This window comes from Gammaproteobacteria bacterium (assembly GCA_016712635.1).
Classification (GTDB): domain Bacteria; phylum Pseudomonadota; class Gammaproteobacteria; order SZUA-140; family SZUA-140; genus JADJWH01.
The window spans coordinates 586,437-605,660 of record JADJQS010000001.1; the positions used below are offsets into that span (position 1 = coordinate 586,437).

General features: G+C 65.2%; 15 protein-coding genes. 7 read left to right on the forward strand and 8 right to left on the reverse strand.

The features are described 5' to 3' along the window. Positions 1-114: 114 nt before the first annotated feature. Entirely contained in the window at positions 115-1,221 is a 1,107-nt protein-coding gene (locus IPK65_02665; protein ID MBK8162078.1) for a GGDEF domain-containing protein, read from the forward strand. Between the two features lie 25 nt (positions 1,222-1,246). Here the strand turns inward: IPK65_02665 and prlC are convergent, their stop codons facing one another. Then, positions 1,247-3,358, reverse strand: coding sequence for an oligopeptidase A (gene prlC / locus IPK65_02670; protein ID MBK8162079.1), 2,112 nt, complete (start codon positions 3,356-3,358; stop codon positions 1,247-1,249). On the opposite strand from prlC, the gene gorA reads away from it, so the two are divergent. Continuing rightward, entirely contained in the window at positions 3,357-4,739 is a 1,383-nt protein-coding gene (gorA, locus tag IPK65_02675; protein ID MBK8162080.1) for a glutathione-disulfide reductase, read from the forward strand. The genes prlC and gorA overlap by 2 nt on opposite strands. A gap of 34 nt (positions 4,740-4,773) precedes the next feature. Further along, on the forward strand, positions 4,774-5,316 hold the full coding sequence (locus tag IPK65_02680) for a gamma carbonic anhydrase family protein (GenBank protein ID MBK8162081.1): 543 nt from the start codon (positions 4,774-4,776) through the stop codon (positions 5,314-5,316). 13 nt (positions 5,317-5,329) lie between these two features. On the opposite strand, the gene IPK65_02685 is transcribed toward IPK65_02680, so the two are convergent. Both IPK65_02685 and IPK65_02690 read right to left on the reverse strand, forming a co-directional pair. Beyond that, the gene (locus IPK65_02685) at positions 5,330-6,184 is read right to left on the reverse strand and encodes a hypothetical protein (protein MBK8162082.1); all 855 of its coding nucleotides are present in this window, start codon (positions 6,182-6,184) and stop codon (positions 5,330-5,332) included. 68 nt (positions 6,185-6,252) lie between these two features. Beyond that, positions 6,253-7,065, reverse strand: coding sequence for an alpha/beta fold hydrolase (locus IPK65_02690; GenBank protein MBK8162083.1), 813 nt, complete (start codon positions 7,063-7,065; stop codon positions 6,253-6,255). A 204-nt stretch (positions 7,066-7,269) separates the two neighbouring features. On the opposite strand from IPK65_02690, the gene IPK65_02695 reads away from it, so the two are divergent. Continuing rightward, on the forward strand, positions 7,270-8,196 hold the full coding sequence (locus tag IPK65_02695; protein MBK8162084.1) for an ADP-ribosylglycohydrolase family protein: 927 nt from the start codon (positions 7,270-7,272) through the stop codon (positions 8,194-8,196). Here IPK65_02695 and aroE read toward each other — a convergent pair whose 3' ends face one another. The 3 genes from aroE to IPK65_02710 all read right to left on the reverse strand — a co-directional run bounded on the left by aroE (position 8,197) and on the right by IPK65_02710 (position 11,365). Then, a complete protein-coding gene (aroE, locus tag IPK65_02700) occupies positions 8,197-9,063 on the reverse strand; it encodes a shikimate dehydrogenase (protein ID MBK8162085.1) in 867 nt (288 codons plus the stop codon). It lies immediately after the preceding gene. Between the two features lie 135 nt (positions 9,064-9,198). After that, complete coding sequence (gene hemB, locus IPK65_02705) at positions 9,199-10,218, reverse strand: porphobilinogen synthase (protein MBK8162086.1); 1,020 nt, start codon at positions 10,216-10,218, stop codon at positions 9,199-9,201. 28 nt (positions 10,219-10,246) lie between these two features. Beyond that, the gene (locus IPK65_02710; GenBank protein MBK8162087.1) at positions 10,247-11,365 is read right to left on the reverse strand and encodes an adenylate kinase; all 1,119 of its coding nucleotides are present in this window, start codon (positions 11,363-11,365) and stop codon (positions 10,247-10,249) included. A 228-nt stretch (positions 11,366-11,593) separates the two neighbouring features. Here IPK65_02710 and IPK65_02715 point away from each other — a divergent pair, with 228 nt between their 5' ends. After that, positions 11,594-12,859 (forward strand): 6-phosphofructokinase, encoded by a 1,266-nt coding sequence (locus IPK65_02715; GenBank protein ID MBK8162088.1) that lies wholly within the window; start codon positions 11,594-11,596, stop codon positions 12,857-12,859. Positions 12,860-12,962: 103 nt separating this feature from the next. Here the strand turns inward: IPK65_02715 and IPK65_02720 are convergent, their stop codons facing one another. Then, a complete protein-coding gene (locus IPK65_02720) occupies positions 12,963-14,972 on the reverse strand; it encodes a sodium-translocating pyrophosphatase (GenBank protein MBK8162089.1) in 2,010 nt (669 codons plus the stop codon). Between the two features lie 282 nt (positions 14,973-15,254). Here IPK65_02720 and IPK65_02725 point away from each other — a divergent pair, with 282 nt between their 5' ends. Both IPK65_02725 and sat read left to right on the forward strand, forming a co-directional pair. Next, positions 15,255-16,187 carry a cation transporter gene (locus tag IPK65_02725; protein MBK8162090.1) on the forward strand — a complete coding sequence of 311 codons (933 nt, stop codon included), beginning with the start codon at positions 15,255-15,257 and terminating at the stop codon, positions 16,185-16,187. Positions 16,188-16,295: 108 nt separating this feature from the next. After that, the gene (sat, locus tag IPK65_02730) at positions 16,296-17,513 is read left to right on the forward strand and encodes a sulfate adenylyltransferase (protein ID MBK8162091.1); all 1,218 of its coding nucleotides are present in this window, start codon (positions 16,296-16,298) and stop codon (positions 17,511-17,513) included. A 69-nt stretch (positions 17,514-17,582) separates the two neighbouring features. Here sat and IPK65_02735 read toward each other — a convergent pair whose 3' ends face one another. Continuing rightward, positions 17,583-18,977: a DegQ family serine endoprotease gene (locus IPK65_02735; protein MBK8162092.1), complete on the reverse strand. Its 1,395-nt coding sequence runs from the start codon at positions 18,975-18,977 to the stop codon at positions 17,583-17,585. Positions 18,978-19,224: the final 247 nt, after the last annotated feature.

A 19,224-nucleotide genomic window follows, 5' to 3' on the forward strand; every position in this document is an offset into this window, starting at 1 on the left:
CGTGGAATCTCACGCCCGTCGTCGGCCCGGCCCTGGACGAGCCGGGATCACGGAAGCCTCCGGGATTGCGGCCGATCCGGCGCCAGACGGACCGGGAAGACGGATCGACGCAACATGAAGAAAACGAAAACGGCCGCCTGCCAGCCTGACGTCGAACAGGAAGAGCTGCGCGGATTCTCGCGCAGCATCGCCGAGATCGAATGGCTGCTGCTGATCCTCGGACTGCTGTATCTCTTCGTGCCGTCCGCGGTCATCACGGACCGCGGCTACGTCATTGGCGCCATGGTCGGCTTCGCCGCCTTCGTCGTCTCCTTCCGCTACTTCAATTTCTACCGCTCCGAGACGCGCTGGAAGCTGGCGCTCGAGACCTGGGCCATGATCGCGCTCATCAGCATGCTGCTGTGGCATACCGGCAAGATCGACAGCCCGCTGTTCAATCTCTATCTGCTCGTCATCATCGCCAGCGCGCTCACGCTGGGCAAGCTGGCCACCCTGATGGAGGTCGCGCTGATTTCCTGCTGGTATCTCTTCATGGGGTATGCGGTCCATGGCACCGGGGTGTTCTCGCTGCAGACCTTCAGCGAGCTGATGTCGACCTTCGGTCCCTTCCTGCTCGTCGCCTACCTGACCACCATGCTGTCGGCGGACATCCACCACGCGAAGCGCCGCATCGTCTCCATCTCCGAAACCGACGAACTGACCGGACTGCCCAATATGCGCGCGTTCAGGTCGCTGCACGAGCGGGAGATGCAGCGCTACGGGCGCTACGGCCACGCCTTCGCGCTGATGATGATCGACACCGACGGGCTGAAGGAAGTCAACGACCGCTACGGCCATGAGGCCGGCAACCGCCTGATCATCATGGTGGCGAATACCATCCGCGAACGCATGCGCAACGCGGACATACTCGCACGCTACGGCGGTGACGAATTCATCCTGCTGCTGCCGGAGACCTCCTCCGGCCAGGTCCTGGAGGTCGCGGAACGCATCCGCACCGCGGTGGAGCATTGCTCGTTCGACGAACAGGGCGCGCGCGTATCGACCACCGTCAGCATCGGCATCGCCTGCTGCCCGGACGATGCCATCAATACCCAGGAACTGATCGACAAGGCCGACGCGGCGCTATACCAGAGCAAGAACAGCGGCCGCAACCGCACCACCGCCTGGCGCAGGACCGTCCCGCCTGCGGCGCCCGCCGCGCGCCCGGCCTCCGCCGCCTGACACATCGCGGCCGCGAGGCCGGCCATCAGGCCACGAGGCCGTGATGGCGCAGCAGGGCGTCGATCTGCGGCTCGCGGCCGCGGAACTCCACGAACAGCTCCAGCGGGTCGCGCGACCCGCCCTGCTCCAGCACGGTGGAGAGAAAACGGATCCCCGTCTCCATGTCGAACACCCCCCGCTCCTCGAACAGCGAGAAGGCATCGCTGGACAGCACCTCGGCCCACTTGTAGCTGTAATAGCCCGCCGCGTAACCGCCGGCGAAGATATGGGAAAAGCTGTGCGGGAAACGGTTGAACGAGGGCGGCTTGATCACCGCCACCTCGTCGCGCACCTGCTGCAGGACCTCGTACACGCGGCCGCCGCGCGCGGGATCGTAGTCGAGATGGAGGCGGAAATCGAACAGCGCGAACTCGAGCTGACGCAGCATCTTGATCCCCGACTGGAAGTTGCGCGCCGCCAGCAGCCGCGTGAACAGTTCCTCCGGGAGCGGTTCTCCCGTGCGGAAATGGCCCGACATCAGGACCAGGGCCTCGCGCTGCCAGCACCAGTTCTCCATGAACTGGCTCGGCAGCTCCACCGCGTCCCAGGCCACGCCCTGGATCCCGGCCACGCTGGGATAATCCACCTGTGTCAGCATATGGTGCAGGCCATGCCCGAACTCGTGGAACAGGGTCAGCACCTCGTCGTGGGTGAAGCAGGCCGGCCCGGTGCCGACCGGCGGGGCGAAATTGCAGACCAGATGGGCAACGGGGATCTGAATACCCGCGTCCTGGCGTCTGCGCGCGACGCACTCGTCCATCCAGGCGCCGCCGCGCTTGTGCGCGCGGGCATAGAGGTCGAGGTAAAACTGCCCGCGCAGCTCGCCGCGCGCGTCGCGGATATCGTAAAAATTCACGTCGGGATGCCAGGTCTCGACGCCGGGACACTCGGTGATGGATAGCCCGTAGAGCCGGCGCGCGATCTCGAACAGACCGGCGAGCGCGTGCGGCGCAGGGAAATACGCCCGTAACTCCTCCTGCGAGACCGCGTATGTATGCTGGCGCAGGCGCTCCGCGCAATACATCACGTCCCACGCCTCGAGCACATCCAGCCCGAGATGATCGCGGGCGAAGCTGCGCAGCTCCGCCAGCTCGCGGCGCGCGCCCGGCAGAGAACGCCGGGCGAGGCCGCCGAGGAATTCAACCACCTGATTCGTATCGCGCGCCATTTTGGTCGCCAGCGAACGCTCGGCGAAGTTGGCGAAACCGAGCAGGCGAGCCTCCTCGTGGCGCAGCGCCAGGATCCGCTCCATCACGGGACCGTTATCCCAGCGCCCGGCGTGCGGACCTTCGTCGGAGGCGCGCGTGACGAAGGCCTCGTACATCTCGCGCCGCAGGGCGCGCTCGTCGGCATAGGTCATCACCGCGAGGTAGGACGGATATTCGAGGGTAAACAACCAGCCTTCCAGCCCGCGCTGCTGCGCCGCCTGATGCGTCATGGCCCGTGCCGAGTCCGGCAGACCGGCGAGCAGGTCCGCATCCTCGACATGGCGGCTCCACGCCTGGGTGGCATCGAGCAGGTTCTGCTCGAAGCGGGCGGTCAGCAGTGAAAGTTCCTGCATCAGCTCGCGGTAACGCGCCTTGCGCCCTTCGTCGAGGGCGACGCCGGAGAGACGGAAATCGCGCAAGGCGTTCTCGACGATTTTCTTCTGCGCGGGCTGGAGGCGGCTGAAGTCCGCGCGCCGCTCGACGACCTGATAGGCCTGATGGAGTCCCTCGTTCTGGCCGAGCTCGCTCGCATAGGCGCTCAGCAGCGGAAGGCAGGCGTTGTACGCCTCGCGCAGCTCGGGCGTATTGGCCACCGCGTTCAGGTGGCCGACGGGCGACCACACCCGGTTCAGCCTATAGGCAAGGTCTTCCAGCGGCTGGACGAGATTGTCCCAGGTGTAGTCGTCGTCTCCCCGCAGCAGTTCCGCGATATGTACGCGGTTGTCCGTGAGCACCGCCTCGATGGCGGGAAGCACGTGCCCGGCGCGGATCGCACCAAAACGCGGCAGGGCGTCGATGGCCAGCAGCGGGTTGTCGTTCAATGCCTGTGCGCTCAATGTACTGCGCCTCCCGCTGTTAATGTTCACCGGCTGATTCGCGTAATGTACCATGGGCACACCAACCCCCAGCAAGGCAGTGCACGTGACCGATCACTTCGACCTGATCGCCATCGGCGGCGGCAGCGGCGGGATCGCGGTCGCCAGCCGCGCCGCGCGCCTTGGGGCGCGCTGTGCGGTGATCGAATCGGACCGGTTGGGGGGCACCTGCGTCAACCGCGGCTGCGTGCCGAAGAAGATCATGTGGTACGCCGCCGCCATCGCCGGCAGCCTGCACGATGCACGCGCCTACGGCTTCGATCTCGCGGCGGATGGCTTCGACTGGGCGCGACTCAGGTTTGCGCGCGACGCCTATCTCGCCCGGCTCAACCAGGTCTACCGCCGCAATCTCGCACAGGCCGGCGTCGTCCTGATCGAGGGCGCCGCCGCGTTCGTCGACCCGCATACCCTCGCGGTCGGCGACCGGCGCTGCCGCGCCGGGCACATCGTGATTGCGACCGGCAGCCGGCCGCGGACACCGGACGTCGAGCAGGCCGGGCTGGGCATCACATCGGACGGGTTCTTCAGCCTGCCGCGCCAGCCGCGCACTGTAGCGATCGCCGGCGCGGGTTACATCGCGGTGGAACTCGCCGGCCTGCTGAACGCGCTCGGCAGCCGCGTCACCCTGCTGCTGCGCCACCGGGAGCTGCTCGGGCGCTTCGACGCGATGATCCGCGAGACACTGGCGGAAGAGATGCGGGGTGCCGGCGTGCACATCGTTCCCGGGACGGAAATCATAGGGGTTTCGCACGACGCCGGCGGCGCCCTGACCCTGAGCTGCAGCGGACGTCAGAGCCTCACCGGTTTTGACGCCCTGATCTGGGCGATCGGCCGGCGGGCGAACACCGGGCGGCTCAATCTGCCCGCGGCGGGCGTACGCGTCGGCGCCGACGGGGCGCTGCCCGTCGACGATTACCAGAATACGAATATTCCCGGCATCTATGCCGTAGGCGACGTCACCGGGCGTGCCGCGCTCACCCCGGTCGCGATCGCCGCCGGCCGGCATCTGGCAGACCGCCTGTTCGGCGGCCAGCCGGAAAGCCGGCTGGATTATGACAACATCCCCACCGTGATCTTCGGCCATCCGCCGGTCGGATCCGTGGGATTGAGCGAGGAGGAGGCGCATGTGCGCCATGGAAGCGGGGTGAAGTGCTACCATACCCGCTTCACTCCGCTCTATCATGGGATCACCGGGCGCAATGCGCAAACCGCGGTGAAACTGGTCACTGTCGGGGAGGAGGAGCGCGTCGTCGGCTGCCATATCGTCGGCCTCGGCGCCGATGAGATGCTGCAGGGCTTCGCGGTGGCCATCAGGCTGGGTGCGACCAAGCGGGATTTCGACCGCACCGTCGCAATCCACCCCACCGCAGCCGAGGAATTCGTCCTGCTGGGCTAGACCAGCAGAAATTTCAGCTTACCCAGGTGGCGACATGACAATACGGACGTTTGGGGGGAAGACACCGCTCCTGGGCGCGCGCGCGTATGTCGACGCGACGGCGCTCGCGCTCGGCGACGTCGTCCTCGGCGACGACGCCTCGCTGTGGCCAATGGCGGTGGCACGCGGCGACGTGCACTCTATCCGCATCGGGGCACGCACCAACATCCAGGACGGATCCGTCCTGCACGTCACGCAGGACAACCGCTTCAACCCTGGCGGCCATGCGCTCGTCATCGGCGACGATGTAACCGTCGGCCACGGCGTCATACTGCACGCCTGCACGGTGGAGGACCTGGTGCTGGTTGGCATGGGATCCACCGTCCTCGACGGCGCGGTCATCCGCAGCCGCGTCATGATCGGCGCCGGCAGCCTGGTGCCGCCGAACAAGGTATTGGAAAACGGATATCTCTACCTGGGAAGCCCGGTGAAACAGGCGCGCCCGCTGACGGGAAAGGAACTCGAGTACCTGGAATTCTCCGCGCGGCACTATGTAGAACTCAAGGACCGCCATCTGCTGAACAAGGCGGGAACCTGAAACCTCCGGGTGGTCAGGCCGCCGGTACCGGGTCCGCCTCGATCACCCGGCCAGGCTGCGCCACATCAAGCGCGGACAGCACGCGGTCCAGCAGCGTGGAAACAGAGGCCGCATCTCCGCCCAGCACCTCCGCGGCCGCCTTGAGCAGCTCATCGAACAGGCCCTTGCGTCCCGCACTCGCCGTGCGCGCTGCATCCAGTTCGCCGATGAAGGAGGGCAGATCGGGGAACGGATCGGCATTACCGGCGTCATTCGCCGCCATGGCCTGCACCGAGCGGTAGGCGGCGGTGGCACGGACGGTCTGTGTCATATCCATTGACAGTGAAAATGACGCCAGCTCCTCAATATCGAACCCGAATCCGCTCACCTGGCTGAGCAGTCCATCCATGTCCCCGCTGAAAAAGCGCCCGGCGAGCTGGTCCACGCGACCGAGCAGCTCTTCGATGGCGGCGGTTTCCTCCGCGCTCAACTCACCCTCAAGGGTATAGGCGAGATTCCCGCTCGCCGAAATGGAAGCCCCCAGGGAAACCGCAGTTGCCGCAGAATCCGCCGCCCGGTAGGCGGCCAGCTGCACGGCACGGGCGTCTGACAGCGAGATCGCAACCCGGTCGCCCTCCGCAGTCATGATCTCGAGCTGCAGGCTCCGCGCGCGGCTCGCATCCACCGCGTAGGCCTGTTCGGTGAATATCGTTACCGGCGTCGCCGTCTCTGTGCGCCGGCAACGCGGCGCGTTGTCCGGGGCACAACGGGAGCGGGCCTCGTCGCCGTGCGCAGCCGAGTGGCGCACGGGTGAGGCATGCGTCTCTGCGCGTGCATGCCCCCATTGATGCCGGTTCATACCCGCTGCGCTGACGGGATTGAGATCCATAAGCTGATTCCCCGGATACGGATATACCCCATGTTTCGGGCGGGCGTGAACCAAACTTTAGAGCGCGGTCACAGAAATTCGCTGAAGAACCGCGCGAGCCCGTCGACGTAGCGATCCCCGCTGCGGAGATATCCGTCGTAATGCGGCCCCGCGATTTCCACCAGCCGCTTCGGCTCATTGGCGATCCCGTAGAGCATGGAGGCGTGCTGATAGGGAATCAGTTCATCATCCCGGCTGTGCATCAGCAGCACCGGACAACGCACCTGCCGGATATAGTCCTTGACGGGATAGCGGTAACGCGCGAGCAGCCGCGCGGGCAGGCGCGGATGCAGCCCGGCGGCGAGATCGGGAAACGACAGGAAGGTCGACTCGAGCACCAGGGCGCGCGGGGGATGCCGGGCCGCGAGCCAGCAGGCCACGGCCCCGCCCAGAGACCGCCCCATCACCACGATACGGCCGGCCTCGACGGTGCGCTCGCGCACCAGGTAATCCCATGCAGCCTCGGCGTCGCGATAGATCCCTTCCTCGTCGGGACGCCCCTCGCTGCGGCCATAACCTCGGTAGTCAAACAGGAATGTGCTGAAGCCCAGGCGGTGGAACACCGCCAGCGAATCCAGGCACCAGGAGATGTTACGCGTGCTGCCGTGCAGGAACAGCAGGACGTGGCGGGCGCCGGGGCACGGCACGTACCAGCCGTGCAGCCGCGTCCCGTCCTCCGCGGTGAAACCGATGTCTTCATAATCGAATCCGCGTTCCGCGGGAACGGCGCGGATCTCGCGCAGCGGCCGGTACATGCGCCGGGTCTGGCGCACATATATCCAGACCATGAAGGAAACGTACGCCAGCGCCGCAAGCGCGAGGACGGAAAAAACAGCGGTCATGTAAATCTCTCAATTCGCCGTGGGTTGGTCGAGCGCCGCCGCAGTGCCTGCCCGTGCTTCAATCCGGGCCGCAGCGGAATTCTGCGCGAGATTCCTTTCCGCGCCAAGTGCAAGATCGACCGCGGTCGATGCCGACTTGAACGCCCGCGGTATTCCGGTTCTAATACCGGAGGACTGCCACTGCGCCAGGGAGATCGTCACCCGATGACGGCCGACATCCATTCCAAATTTATCGGCGCTATGCTCGGGGCGGCACTGGGGGACGCGATCGGCGAGCTCGCATTCCAGCACCCCGATCGCAATGACCTTCTCGCCCGGCTGGATCACGAGCCGCAGCTGCGCTACACCGACGACACGGTCATGACCATCGTCGTGGCGGAACATCTCATCGCGCACGGCGACATCCAGCCGCAGATACTCGGTCACCAGTTCCGCGATCATTATCACAGGGAACCCTGGCGCGGCTACGGCGAGAGCACCCGCTACGTCTTCTCGCTGGTGGAAAACGAAGGCATCGGCTACATCGACGCCGCGCTGCGTCTGCACGGCGGCGCCGGCACGTACGGCAACGGGGCCGCGATGCGCGTCACGCCGGTCGCGCTTTTCCATCACCGGTCGGCGGATCTGCGCGACAAGGTGGCGGCGGCATCCCGCGTGACGCACGCGCATGCGGTCGCGATCGACGCGGCCGCGGTCCTCGCCCAGGCCCAGGTCCGCCTGCTGGCGCTGAACTCGCAGCGTCCGTTCGCGCCACAGGCGCTCGCCGGAGAACTGATTGAATGCGCGCAGTGCGCGCTGCTGCGCGACAAGCTGGAGCGCATCCCGGCACTGCTCGACAGCGGCCTGCCGCACCAGCAGGTCGCCGAGATCCTCGGCTGCGGGACCGCGGCGCATGAGTCGTTGCCCTTTGCCCTGTATTGCTTCCTGACCCACCCGCACGAGTTCATGGAGTGCGTGTTGTGCGCCGCGCTCAACGGCGGCGACCGCGACACGCTGGGCACCATGGCCGGCGCAGCGGCCGGGGCGCTGCTGGGAGTCGAGGCACTGCCGAAGGCCTGGCTGGCTAAACTCGAGAACCGCCAGCATATCGAGACGCTGGCGCGCGAGCTTGCGGCGCGATACACCTCTTGATCAGGCGCCGCGCCTGGCCGACAGGCGTTTGCGCATCATCGCGATCACGGCTGCGGTTTCCGGCCGTACGCCGCGCCATATGAAAAAGGATTCCGCCGCCTGCTCGACCAGCATGCCGAGCCCGTCCGCCGCGCGGACCTCACCCTGCGCCTGCGCCCAGCGCAGAAACGGCGTCGGTTCCGCCGCGTACATCATGTCGTAGCACAGACAGTTCGGCGCCAGGACCGCGGGCGGTAACGGCAGTTCCGCGCCGTGCAGGCTCGCCGCAGTGCCGTTGACGACGAGGTCGAAATCCCGCCCGGCCAAGGCCTCATACGAGCAGCCGGTCACCGGCAAGACCGCACTGGCGAACTGCCCGGCGAGTTCCAGCGCGCTGTCGACGGTGCGGTTGGCGATCACGACTTCACGCGGTCCCTGCTCCAGCACGGGCCCCATCACCCCGCGCACCGCGCCACCGGCACCCGCGATCAGCACACGCCGGCCGGCAATCTCCGCGCCGAGATTGACCGTGATGTCGCGCACCATCGCGATACCGTCGGTATTGTCCCCGTAGGCACCGTCGTCCCCGAAGCGAATCGTATTAACCGCGCCCGCGCGTTCGGCGCGCACACTGCGCCGCTCCACCCAGGCCCAGGCGAGACGCTTGAACGGTACGGTGACATTGAGCCCCTTGCCGCCCGCGGCGGCGAAATTTCCCGCCGCCTGCTCGAAACCGCCCTCATCCACCTGGATCGCCGTGTAAACGATGCGCTGCCCGGTCTGGCGTGCGAACTCGGCATGGATCGCAGGCGACAGGCTGTGCGCAACCGGATTACCCATGACCGCATAGCGATCCGGAAGGACGTCGAACTCGAACAGGGATGACATGAAAAGAGGGTAATGAGGAAACGGAAGAGATACAAGGAAAACGGTCGTGCCCGCTGCGATCTGGAGTCGGTATATGCCCGGCGACCTGCGGAATCCTGCGTCAGCGCATCTGCAACACCGGGCTTGGATCCGCCTTTATGAGGTTCGCAGCCAGCCCGCCGCCGCCTTGGCGTAGTAGCTCAGGATTGCATCGGCACCCGCGCGCTTCATCGCCAGCAGGCTTTCCATGACGGCGGCGCGCTCGTTGAGCCAACCGCGTTCGGCCGCCGCCTTGAGCATGGCGTATTCTCCGCTCACCTGATAGACGAAGGTGGGCGCGCCGAACGCGTCCTTGACGCGCCGCACGATGTCGAGATAGGGCATGCCCGGCTTGATCATGATCATGTCGGCGCCTTCCTCGAGGTCGAGCGCCACCTCCCACAGGGCCTCGTCGGAATTGGCCGGATCCATCTGGTAGGTGTATTTGTCCCCGCCGGCGAGATTGGCCGCCGACCCGACGGCATCGCGGAAGGGTCCATAGAAATTCGAGGCATATTTGGCCGCATAGGCGAGGATGCGCGTGTTGACGTGTCCGGCGACCTCGAGTGCCCGGCGGATCGCGCCTATGCGGCCGTCCATCATGTCGGAAGGGGCGACGATGTCGGCGCCTGCCTCGGCGTGCGACAGCGCCTGGCGCACCAGCACCGCGACGGTCTCATCGTTCACCACGTATCCGGCGGCGTCGATCAGCCCGTCCTGGCCGTGAGTGGTAAACGGATCGAGCGCGACGTCGGTGATGACCCCGAGTTCCGGCAGCGCCTGCTTCAGTGCGCGCACGGCGCGCTGCGCCAGGCCCTCGGGGTTATAGGCCTCGCGGGCGTCGAGCGATTTATGTTCCGGCGGGGTGACCGGAAAGAGCGCCAGCGCCGGGATGCCCAGCTTCGCGACGGCCTCGGCCTCGCGCAGCAGTTCGTCGATGCTGAGACGCTCCACCCCCGGCATCGAAGGCACCGCCTCGCGGCGGCGCGCGCCGTCCAGCACGAAAACCGGATAGATGAGGTCGTCGGCGCTCAACCGGGTTTCGCGCATCAGGCGCCGGCTGAATGCATCGCGGCGCATACGACGCGGGCGGCGGCCGGGATATCGACCCGGAAAGTCCTTCGACGACGGGTTCATGCCTGTGCAGCCACGCCAGACCGGGCGGCTATTTCCTGCGCGCGGGCCGTTTCACCGCGCCCTTCTTCTTTTTGGGCGCGGGCTTCTTCTTCGCCGCCGCCGCCTTCTTGTTCATTGCGGCGGGTTTCTTCCTGGTGACCACCGGTTTCTTCGCCGCGGCCTTCTTGCGGGTCGGCGGGACCTTTTTCCTGCTCGGGGATTTTTTGCCGGCGGCCGGCTTCTTCCCGACGGCGGTTTTCCTCTTGGCCGCAGGTTTTCCGCGCGTCGGCGCGGTCTTTTTAGGCGCAGATTTTTTCTTCGCGGCCGGTTTTTTCGCGGCAGGCTTCTTCGCTGCAGCCTTACTGGTCGTCACGGCGGTTTTCTTCTTGGCCACCACCGGTTTCTTCGCCGTCGGTCTGGCGCTCGAGGCCTTCCTGGCATCGGATGGTGCGGCGGCGGAGACGGCGGTGGCGCTTGCGCTGACCGGAGCCGCGGACGTCTTGCCGAGCCGCGCCGCACGTTGCGCCTCCTGGACCACCTGCTTGATGGCGGCAAAGATCTGCGGGATCTCTCCCACCCCCTGGACAGCCTTGAGCCGGCCTTGCGTGCGATAGTATTCAATCAAAGGAGAGGTCTGCGCCTCGTAGACGCGCAGGCGGTTGCCGATGGTCTCCTCGTTGTCGTCCGCCCGGTGGCGGAGGTTGCCGCCGCACTTGTCACAGCGGTCTTCCAGCTTGGAAGGCGAACTGTAGATGTTGTAGGTCTGGCCGCAGGACTCGCAGGTACGCCGTCCCGTCATGCGTTGCATCAGGATGTCGAGGTCGACGTCGATGAGCAGGGCGAGGTCGAGCGGCTGCCCCATGCGCTCCAGCATGGCGTCCAGCGTCTGGGCCTGGGCAAGGTTGCGGGGAAACCCGTCAAGAATGAATCCGTTGCGGGCGTCGGGCTGGGTCAGGCGTTCGCGGATCATCGCCAGCACCAGGTCGTCTGACACCAGGCGTCCGGTATCCATCGCCGCCTTGGCCTGCAGACCGAGTTGCGTACCCGACTTGACGGCGGCGCGCAGCAGATCCCCGGTCGAAATCTGCGGTACCCGGTACTGATCCGTCAGCAGCTTGGCTTGCGTCCCCTTACCTGACCCTGGCGCCCCCAGCAGTACGATTCTCATGTCATTTACCCCGTCCGATTATTGGTATTCTTAAATTACTTCAATTATTTCAACATTTTAATCAACCCGAGGGGCGGGGTGGTCGCGTCCATGACAATGCCCGTCAGGCAGATCCATGACATGACGTATGCTTATACCGTTTTTTCCCTTCCGTGCAAAGCGTATTTTAAGAGGAGTAACAACGCTCGTGCTACCCACTGCAACATCACCGCGATGGAGGATTTCCTAATGACTCGGAGCAATGCTTTCTACGCGCAATCGGGCGGTGTCACCGCCGTCATCAATGCCTCCGCCTGTGGCGTGATCGAGACCGCGCGCAATCACCGGGACAAGATCGGCAAGGTGTTCGCCGGCCGCAACGGGATCATCGGCGCGCTGACCGAGGATCTGATCGACACCAGCCGCGAAAGCAGCCGGGCCATCGCGGCGTTGCGCCATACGCCGTCCGGGGCGTTCGGATCCTGCCGTTACAAGATCAAGGGACTCGATCAGAACAGGCGCGAGTACGAGCGCCTGATCGAGGTGTTCACCGCGCACAATATCGGCTATTTCTTTTACAACGGTGGCGGCGACTCAGCCGACACCTGCCTCAAGATCTCGCAGCTATCCGCCAGCCTGGGCTATCCCATCAGGGCCATCCACATCCCGAAGACCGTCGACAACGACCTGCCGATCACCGACAACTGCCCGGGCTTCGGCTCGGTCGCCAAGTACGTCGCCGTCTCCACGCGCGAGGCGAGCTTCGACGTCGCATCGATGGCCAAGACCTCCACCAAGGTCTTCGTGCTCGAAGTCATGGGCCGCCATGCCGGATGGATCGCGGCCGCCGGCGGCCTGGCGGCCGATGCGGACACGGACCTGCCGATCGTCATCCTGTTCCCGGAGGTACCCTTCGACGCGGACAGGTTCCTGGCCAGGGTCGACGGCATGGTGCGCGACCACGGCTACTGCTCGGTGGTGGTTTCCGAAGGCGTGCGCGGCAGCGACGGGAAGTTCCTGTCGGATCAGGGCCTGCGCGACGCCTTCGGTCATGCCCAGCTGGGCGGCGTCGCACCGGTCATCGCCAACCTGGTCAAGCAGGGACTCGGTCTCAAATACCACTGGGGCGTGGCCGACTATCTGCAGCGCGCCGCGCGCCATATCGCCTCGAAGACGGATGTGGAACAGGCCTATGCCGTCGGCAAGGCCGCGGTGCAGTTCGCGCTCAAGGGACACAACTCGGTCATGCCGACCATCGAGCGCCGGTCGGACCGGCCCTACCGCTGGAAGGTGGGCATGGCGCCGCTCAGCAAGGTCGCCAACGTGGAAAAAATGATGCCGAAAAATTTCATCACCAAGGACGGCTTCGGCATCACCGCGGCGTGCCGCGACTACCTGCTGCCGCTCATCAGGGGTGAGGACTACCCGCCCTACAAGAACGGGCTGCCGAATTACGTGCGGCTCAGGAACACCCCGGTCCCGAAGAGACTCGCGACGGAATTCGAAGTGAAATAGTGCCTGTCCGGAACTGCTGGACAGACCGGCAGGAATCCCGGCGGAGGCGCCGGCTCACCGCGCCTTCCCGACCCTGACCGCGATTAATCCCGGGGTCCCGCCCCTATCGCAGCAGGGGCGCGATTACCAGGCTGACGATGGCGAGCACGTTGATCAGGATGTTCATCGAGGGGCCGGAGGTATCCTTGAAGGGATCACCGACCGTATCGCCGACGACACAGGCCTTGTGCACATCGGATCCCTTGCCGCCGAGATTGCCCTTCTCGACGTACTTCTTGGCGTTGTCCCACGCCCCGCCGGCGTTCGACATGGTCAGGGCGAGCAGCACCCCGCCCAGCAGCGCCCCGCCCAGCATGCCGCCGAGCGCCTGCGGTCCGATACCGAAGCCCACCACCACCGGCGCGGCTACGGCCAGCACCCCGGGCAGCACCATGCGCTTCAGTGCGGCCTGGGTCGCGATATCGATGCAACGGGCATTGTCCGGCTTGGCGGTGCCCTCGAGCAGCCCGGGGATCTCGCGAAACTGACGGCGGATCTCCTTGATCATGTCGAAAGCGGCGTCGCCCACCGCGGTCATGGTCAGCGACGCCACCAGGAACGGGAAGATGCCGCCGAGGAACAGGCCCATCAGCACCTCGGGATCGCCCAGATCGAGGTTGAAGCCGGGCACATGAAGGGAGACGTCCTGCACGAAGGCCGTGATGATGGCGAGGGCGGCCAGCGCCGCCGCCCCGATCGCGAATCCCTTGCCGATCGCGGCAGTGGTATTGCCCAGCTCGTCCAGCGAGTCCGTGATCTTGCGCGTGGCGGCGCCCAGCCCGCCCATCTCGGCGATGCCACCGGCGTTGTCCGCCACCGGCCCGTAGGCGTCGATCGCCATGGTGATGCCGACGGTGGCGAGCATCCCGACCGCCGCGATGCCGACGCCGTACAGGCCGCACAGCTGGGTCGAGACGAAGATGATGGCGCAGATCGTCAGCACCGGAACGACCACGGAGTACATTCCGGTCGCGAGGCCGGTAATCATCACCGTGGCAGGTCCGGTCTCGCCCGCCTTGGCGATGTGGCGCACCGGCTTGCCGCCGGTGAAGTACTCCGTCACCAGACCGATGATGATCCCGCCAACGGACCCCGCCAGCACCGCGCCCCACACCGTCGCGGCAACCCCGACGCCGCTCACCACGAAATAGGCCACGATGATGAACAGGATCGAGGCGCTGATCGTGCCGATGCGCAGCGCCACTTCCGGCGATCTGGCGGAGAACTGGCGCACCAGCAGGATCCCCATGATCGAACAGATCAGGCCTGCCGAGGCGAGCGCGAGCGGCAGAAACATCAGGTCCTGGCGTTCGCCGAGTTGCACCAGCCGCTCCAGGGACATGGTGGATGCCATCGCGATGGTGGCGATCATCGCCCCGCAATAGGACTCGAAGATGTCCGAGCCCATGCCGGCGACGTCGCCCACGTTGTCGCCGACGTTGTCCGCGATCACGCCCGGGTTGCGCGGGTCATCCTCGGGGATCCCAGCCTCAATCTTGCCGACCAGGTCCGCGCCGACATCCGCGCTCTTGGTGAAGATGCCGCCGCCGACGCGGGAAAAGAGCGCGACGCTCGAGGCCCCCATCCCGAAACCGTGGATGGCGAACGAACTCTCCGGGTCGCCGCCGAACAGAAGGTACAGGATCCCCAGCCCCATCAGACCGATCGAGGCCACGGTGAGCCCCATCACCGAGCCGCCGAAGAAGGCGATGGTGAGGGCGGTCGGCGCGCCGACTGTATGCGCTGCCATTGTCGTGCGCACGTTGGCGCGGGTGGCGGCGTACATCCCGATGTAGCCCGCCGCCGCCGATGCCACAGCGCCCAGAACGAACGCGAAGGCGGTGTTCATGCCCAGAGGGGACACCAGGATCAACACCGCCACGACCAGGACAAAGATGCCGAGGATGCTGTATTCGCGTTTCAGGAACACCATGGCGCCCTGCTGGATCGCCAGCGCGATTTCCGCGATGCGCCCCTCCCCTGCGGGATAGCGCCGGATCGCGGCGTACAACAGGAAAGCTACCAGCAGACCCAACACACCCAATACCGGTGGTACCATTTGCAGGCTGACCATTACTCCCCCTGTCGATTAAGAACGCTGGCGTTCGTGAATGACGGAGCGGCTGACGGTTGGATCTGATTGCCGCGGCGGCGTTTTTTCCCTCTTATCGCGTGAGCCTGACACTGCGCCGGAATGACGCAGCTTCGGGTAAAGGTTAAAAGGATATGTAAAAAGGCCATCCCGCGCAATGCACCGCCGGTAATACCCCGCGTCCCGGAATACGGGCCGCACTGGAGTCATGCTAAGGTAAGGCCCAGCGAGATCCAGGCCGGATGGTTCCATTACTGCATCGCCATGTCTGCCCATAATCACCACCACACGACCGCGTCGGGCCAGCACGGCAGGGCCGACCGTTCCCTGCTCTGGGCATTTCTGCTCACACTGGGTTTCGCGATGGCTGAAGCTGTCGGCGGCTGGCTGTCGGGTTCGCTGGCCCTGCTCGGCGACGCAGCCCACATGCTTTCGGATACGACCGCGCTCGGCCTCGCCGCATTCGCCGCCTGGGTCGCGCGTCAGCCGCCTTCCCTGCGCCATTCCTACGGGCTGGTGCGGGCGGAGGCCGTCGCCGCGCTGTTCAATGGTTTCTTCATGGTGGCCGTAGTGATCGGCATCACCTGGCATGCGGTGGAACGCCTGCAGGCGCCCAGGCCGGTGGACAGCGTCATCGTGATGGCGATCGCAGCGGTGGGCCTGGTGGTCAACCTGATCGTGTTCCGCATACTGCACGCCGGCGAGAAGACACTCAATGTGCGCGCCGCGCTGCTGCATGTCATGGGCGATCTGCTCGGCTCGGTGGCGGCACTGGCCTCGGGCATCGTGATCTATTTCACGGGATGGAACGCCATCGATCCGCTGCTCTCATTCTTCATCTGCGCGCTCATCCTCGCCTCCAGCCTGCGGCTGTTGCGCGAGGTCTTGCATGTGATCATGGAAGGCGTGCCCCTGTACCTGGATCTGCGCCAGGTCGGTTCCGCCATGGCGGCGGTGCCGGGCGTGGCGGAGATACACGATCTGCACATCTGGACGCTGGCAAGCGGCCGGGTGGCACTCTCGGCGCATGTCGTGATCCACGATATGACCGTGTGGGACAGCCAGCTCGCCGCCCTGCGTCACCTGCTGCACGAACACTACGGCATCGAACATGTCACGCTGCAGCCGGAACCGGCCATGCGTACGAGCAGGCTGTACCGGGTGGACGCCGGCGCAGGACGGGGTAACAGCGGATAAACTTCACCGTGGCGCCCTGCCTGACCGGCGAATCGATGACGCGCGGCGAGCCCATTCTGTTAAAATACCCGCCACGACCGGATCACCCCACCCTTCAGGAGCAGAACCATGTCGAATCTCGTCAAACCCCACGGCAGCGATACGCTAAAAACCCTGCTGCTGGAGGGAAAGGCCCTGGCCGCTGAGCTGAAGCGCGCCGAAACACTGCCCAAGGTCCATACCAGCTCGCGCGAAACCGGCGACCTCATCATGCTGGGCATCGGCGGCTTCACCCCGCTGGACGGATTCATGACCCGGGCGGACTGGGAAGGGGTGTGCGACGGCATGAAACTGGCCAACGGCCTGTTCTGGCCCATCCCCATCACGCTCTCTACAGACAAGCACACCGCCGACGGCATCAAGACCGGCGGCGAGGTGGCGCTGGTGGACCGCGAGAGCGGCGAGATCATGGCGACCATGCGGGTTACCGAGAAATACGCCATCGACAAGGAACACGAGTGCGCCATGGTGTTCAAGACCACCGATGCGGCGCACCCCGGCGTACAAATGGTGATGGAACAGGGCGAGGTCAACCTGGCCGGCCCGGTCAAGGTGCTGTCGCAGGGCCGTTTCCCGACCGATTTCGCCGAGGTCTACATGACCCCGGCCGAGACGCGCAAGCTCTTCGAGGCCAAGGGCTGGAACACCGTGGTGGCGTTCCAGACCCGCAATCCGCTGCACCGCTCGCATGAATACCTGGTCAAGATCGCCATCGAGATCTGCGACGGCGTGATGATCCACTCGCTGCTGGGCAAGCTCAAGCCCGGCGACATCCCCTCGGATGTGCGCGTCAAGGCCATCAACGCCCTGGTGGAAAATTATTTCGTCAAGGACACGGTGGTGCAGTCCGGTTATCCGCTCGACATGCGTTACGCGGGTCCGCGCGAGGCGCTGCTGCATGCGCTGTTCCGCCAGAACTACGGCTGCTCACACCTGATCGTGGGCCGTGACCACGCGGGCGTGGGCGAATACTACGGCCCGTTCGATGCGCAGCATATCTTCGACGAGATCCCGCATGACGCCCTGGAAACGAAACCGCTCAAGATCGACTGGACGTTCTGGTGCTTCAAGTGCAATGGCATGGCCTCCATGCGCACCTGCCCGCACGAGGGTGCGGACCGCCTGCTGCTGTCGGGCACCAAGCTGCGCAAGGCGTTGTCGGAGAATGACCACGTTCCGCCTGAATTCAGCCGCCCCGAGGTGCTGGAGGTCCTGCGCGAATATTACGCCAACCTGAAGGACGAGGATCGGGTCGAGGTGAAGCTCAGCGGCCACTCCGCGAAGTAGCGCTGCACGACGTCACGATGAAAACGCCGCCTGCGGGCGGCGTTTTCGTTGGGGACGATCGGAAATCCGCTATTGCAACGCGATGAACAACGCCATCTGTCCGCGCTGAACATTGAGCAGGACGCGGTTGTCTCCGGAACTGACCGCCTGCCGGAATTCCTCGAGCGACGCCACCGGGCGCCGGTTCACGGCGACCACGATATCACCCGGGCGCAGACCGCTGCGCTGCGCCGGGCTGCTCGCCTTGATGTCGGCGACAACCACACCTTCGATGCTGCCGTACAGCGGCGAACTCTCGTCGAGCTCTCCGAACACGGCACCGGCCAGGCGGGGGTTCAATTCATCACCCGTGACCTGCTCCAGAACGGGCTCCGCGATCTCCGCAGTCAGGGTCCGGCGCTTCCCGTCGCGCACGATCTCGATCCTGATCTTCTCGCCGATCCGTAACAATCCGACAGCAGTGCGCAGCTCGGAACGGGTGCGGACATCGCGGCCGTTGATATTGACCACGATATCCCCGCTCCTGATCCCCGCGCGTGCCGCGGAGGTGTCGTCGCCCACCTGCACCACGACCACACCCTGGACCAGCTCCTGGACACCGAAGGCCTGGGCAAGCTCCGGGGTGAGATCCTGTGCCGCTATGCCCAGCTGTCCGCGCCTGACCTCGCCGTACTCGACGAGCTGGCTCATGATCAGGGACGCCATGTTGGTCGGAATGGCGAAGCCGATGCCGACATTTCCGCCTCCCGGAGCGATGATCGCGGTATTCACCCCGACCAGCTCGCCGCGCAGATTGACCAGCGCGCCGCCGGAATTGCCCGGATTGATGGAGGCGTCGGTCTGAATAAAATCCTCGAAACCTTCGATGCCGAGCCCGCTGCGTCCCAGCGCGCTGACGATGCCGGAGGTCACTGTCTGTCCCAGCCCGAAGGGATTGCCGATGGCAACGACGAAATCGCCGACGCGCAGGCGGGAGGAGTCCGCCACCGGCAGTGCGGTCAGGCCCTCAGCGGGGATCTGGATGACTGCGACATCCGCCTCAGGATCGGCACCGATCAGCCTGGCGGTCAGCTGGCGGCCGTCCATCAGCGTGACGCGGATCTCCGTCGCCTTGTCGATCACGTGATTGTTGGTCAGAACGTAACCCTGCCCGGCGTCGATGATCACCCCGGATCCCAGGCTTTGCGCCTGTCGCTCCAGCGGGCGGTCCGGCAGATTGAAGAACCGGCGGAAAAACGGGTCGCTCAGCAGCGGATTGTCCCGTACCGGCACCCGGCTGAGGGTGGAGATATTCACCACCGCCGGCAAGACGCGGTCCAGCATCGGGGCGAGGCTCGGCAGCTCCCTGCCCTGCGAATCGGCGGCGGGCAGCGACGCGGAAACCGACAATGGGAAACCCGCGCCGGCGCACGCAAGCAGAACACAGGCAGCGGCAATAAACGTGATGCGATTTTTTTCTTTCATGCTGTTCTAGACCCGATGAATTCACCCAGTCGGATTGGACCAGACTGAATACAGGTTTGTTCCTATATATTCATTTCGATGCCGCGTTATCTGTCTGATATTTTTCACAATCCACAGCTTATCCACAGCTTGTCCAGCCGTTGTGTACATTCAATTCCGATCTTGTACACAAGAAACACAATATATTGTGTTTCTGATTTGAATGGAGCATCATTCTCCCTCGCATGATACACCCAAATCGGGTCTC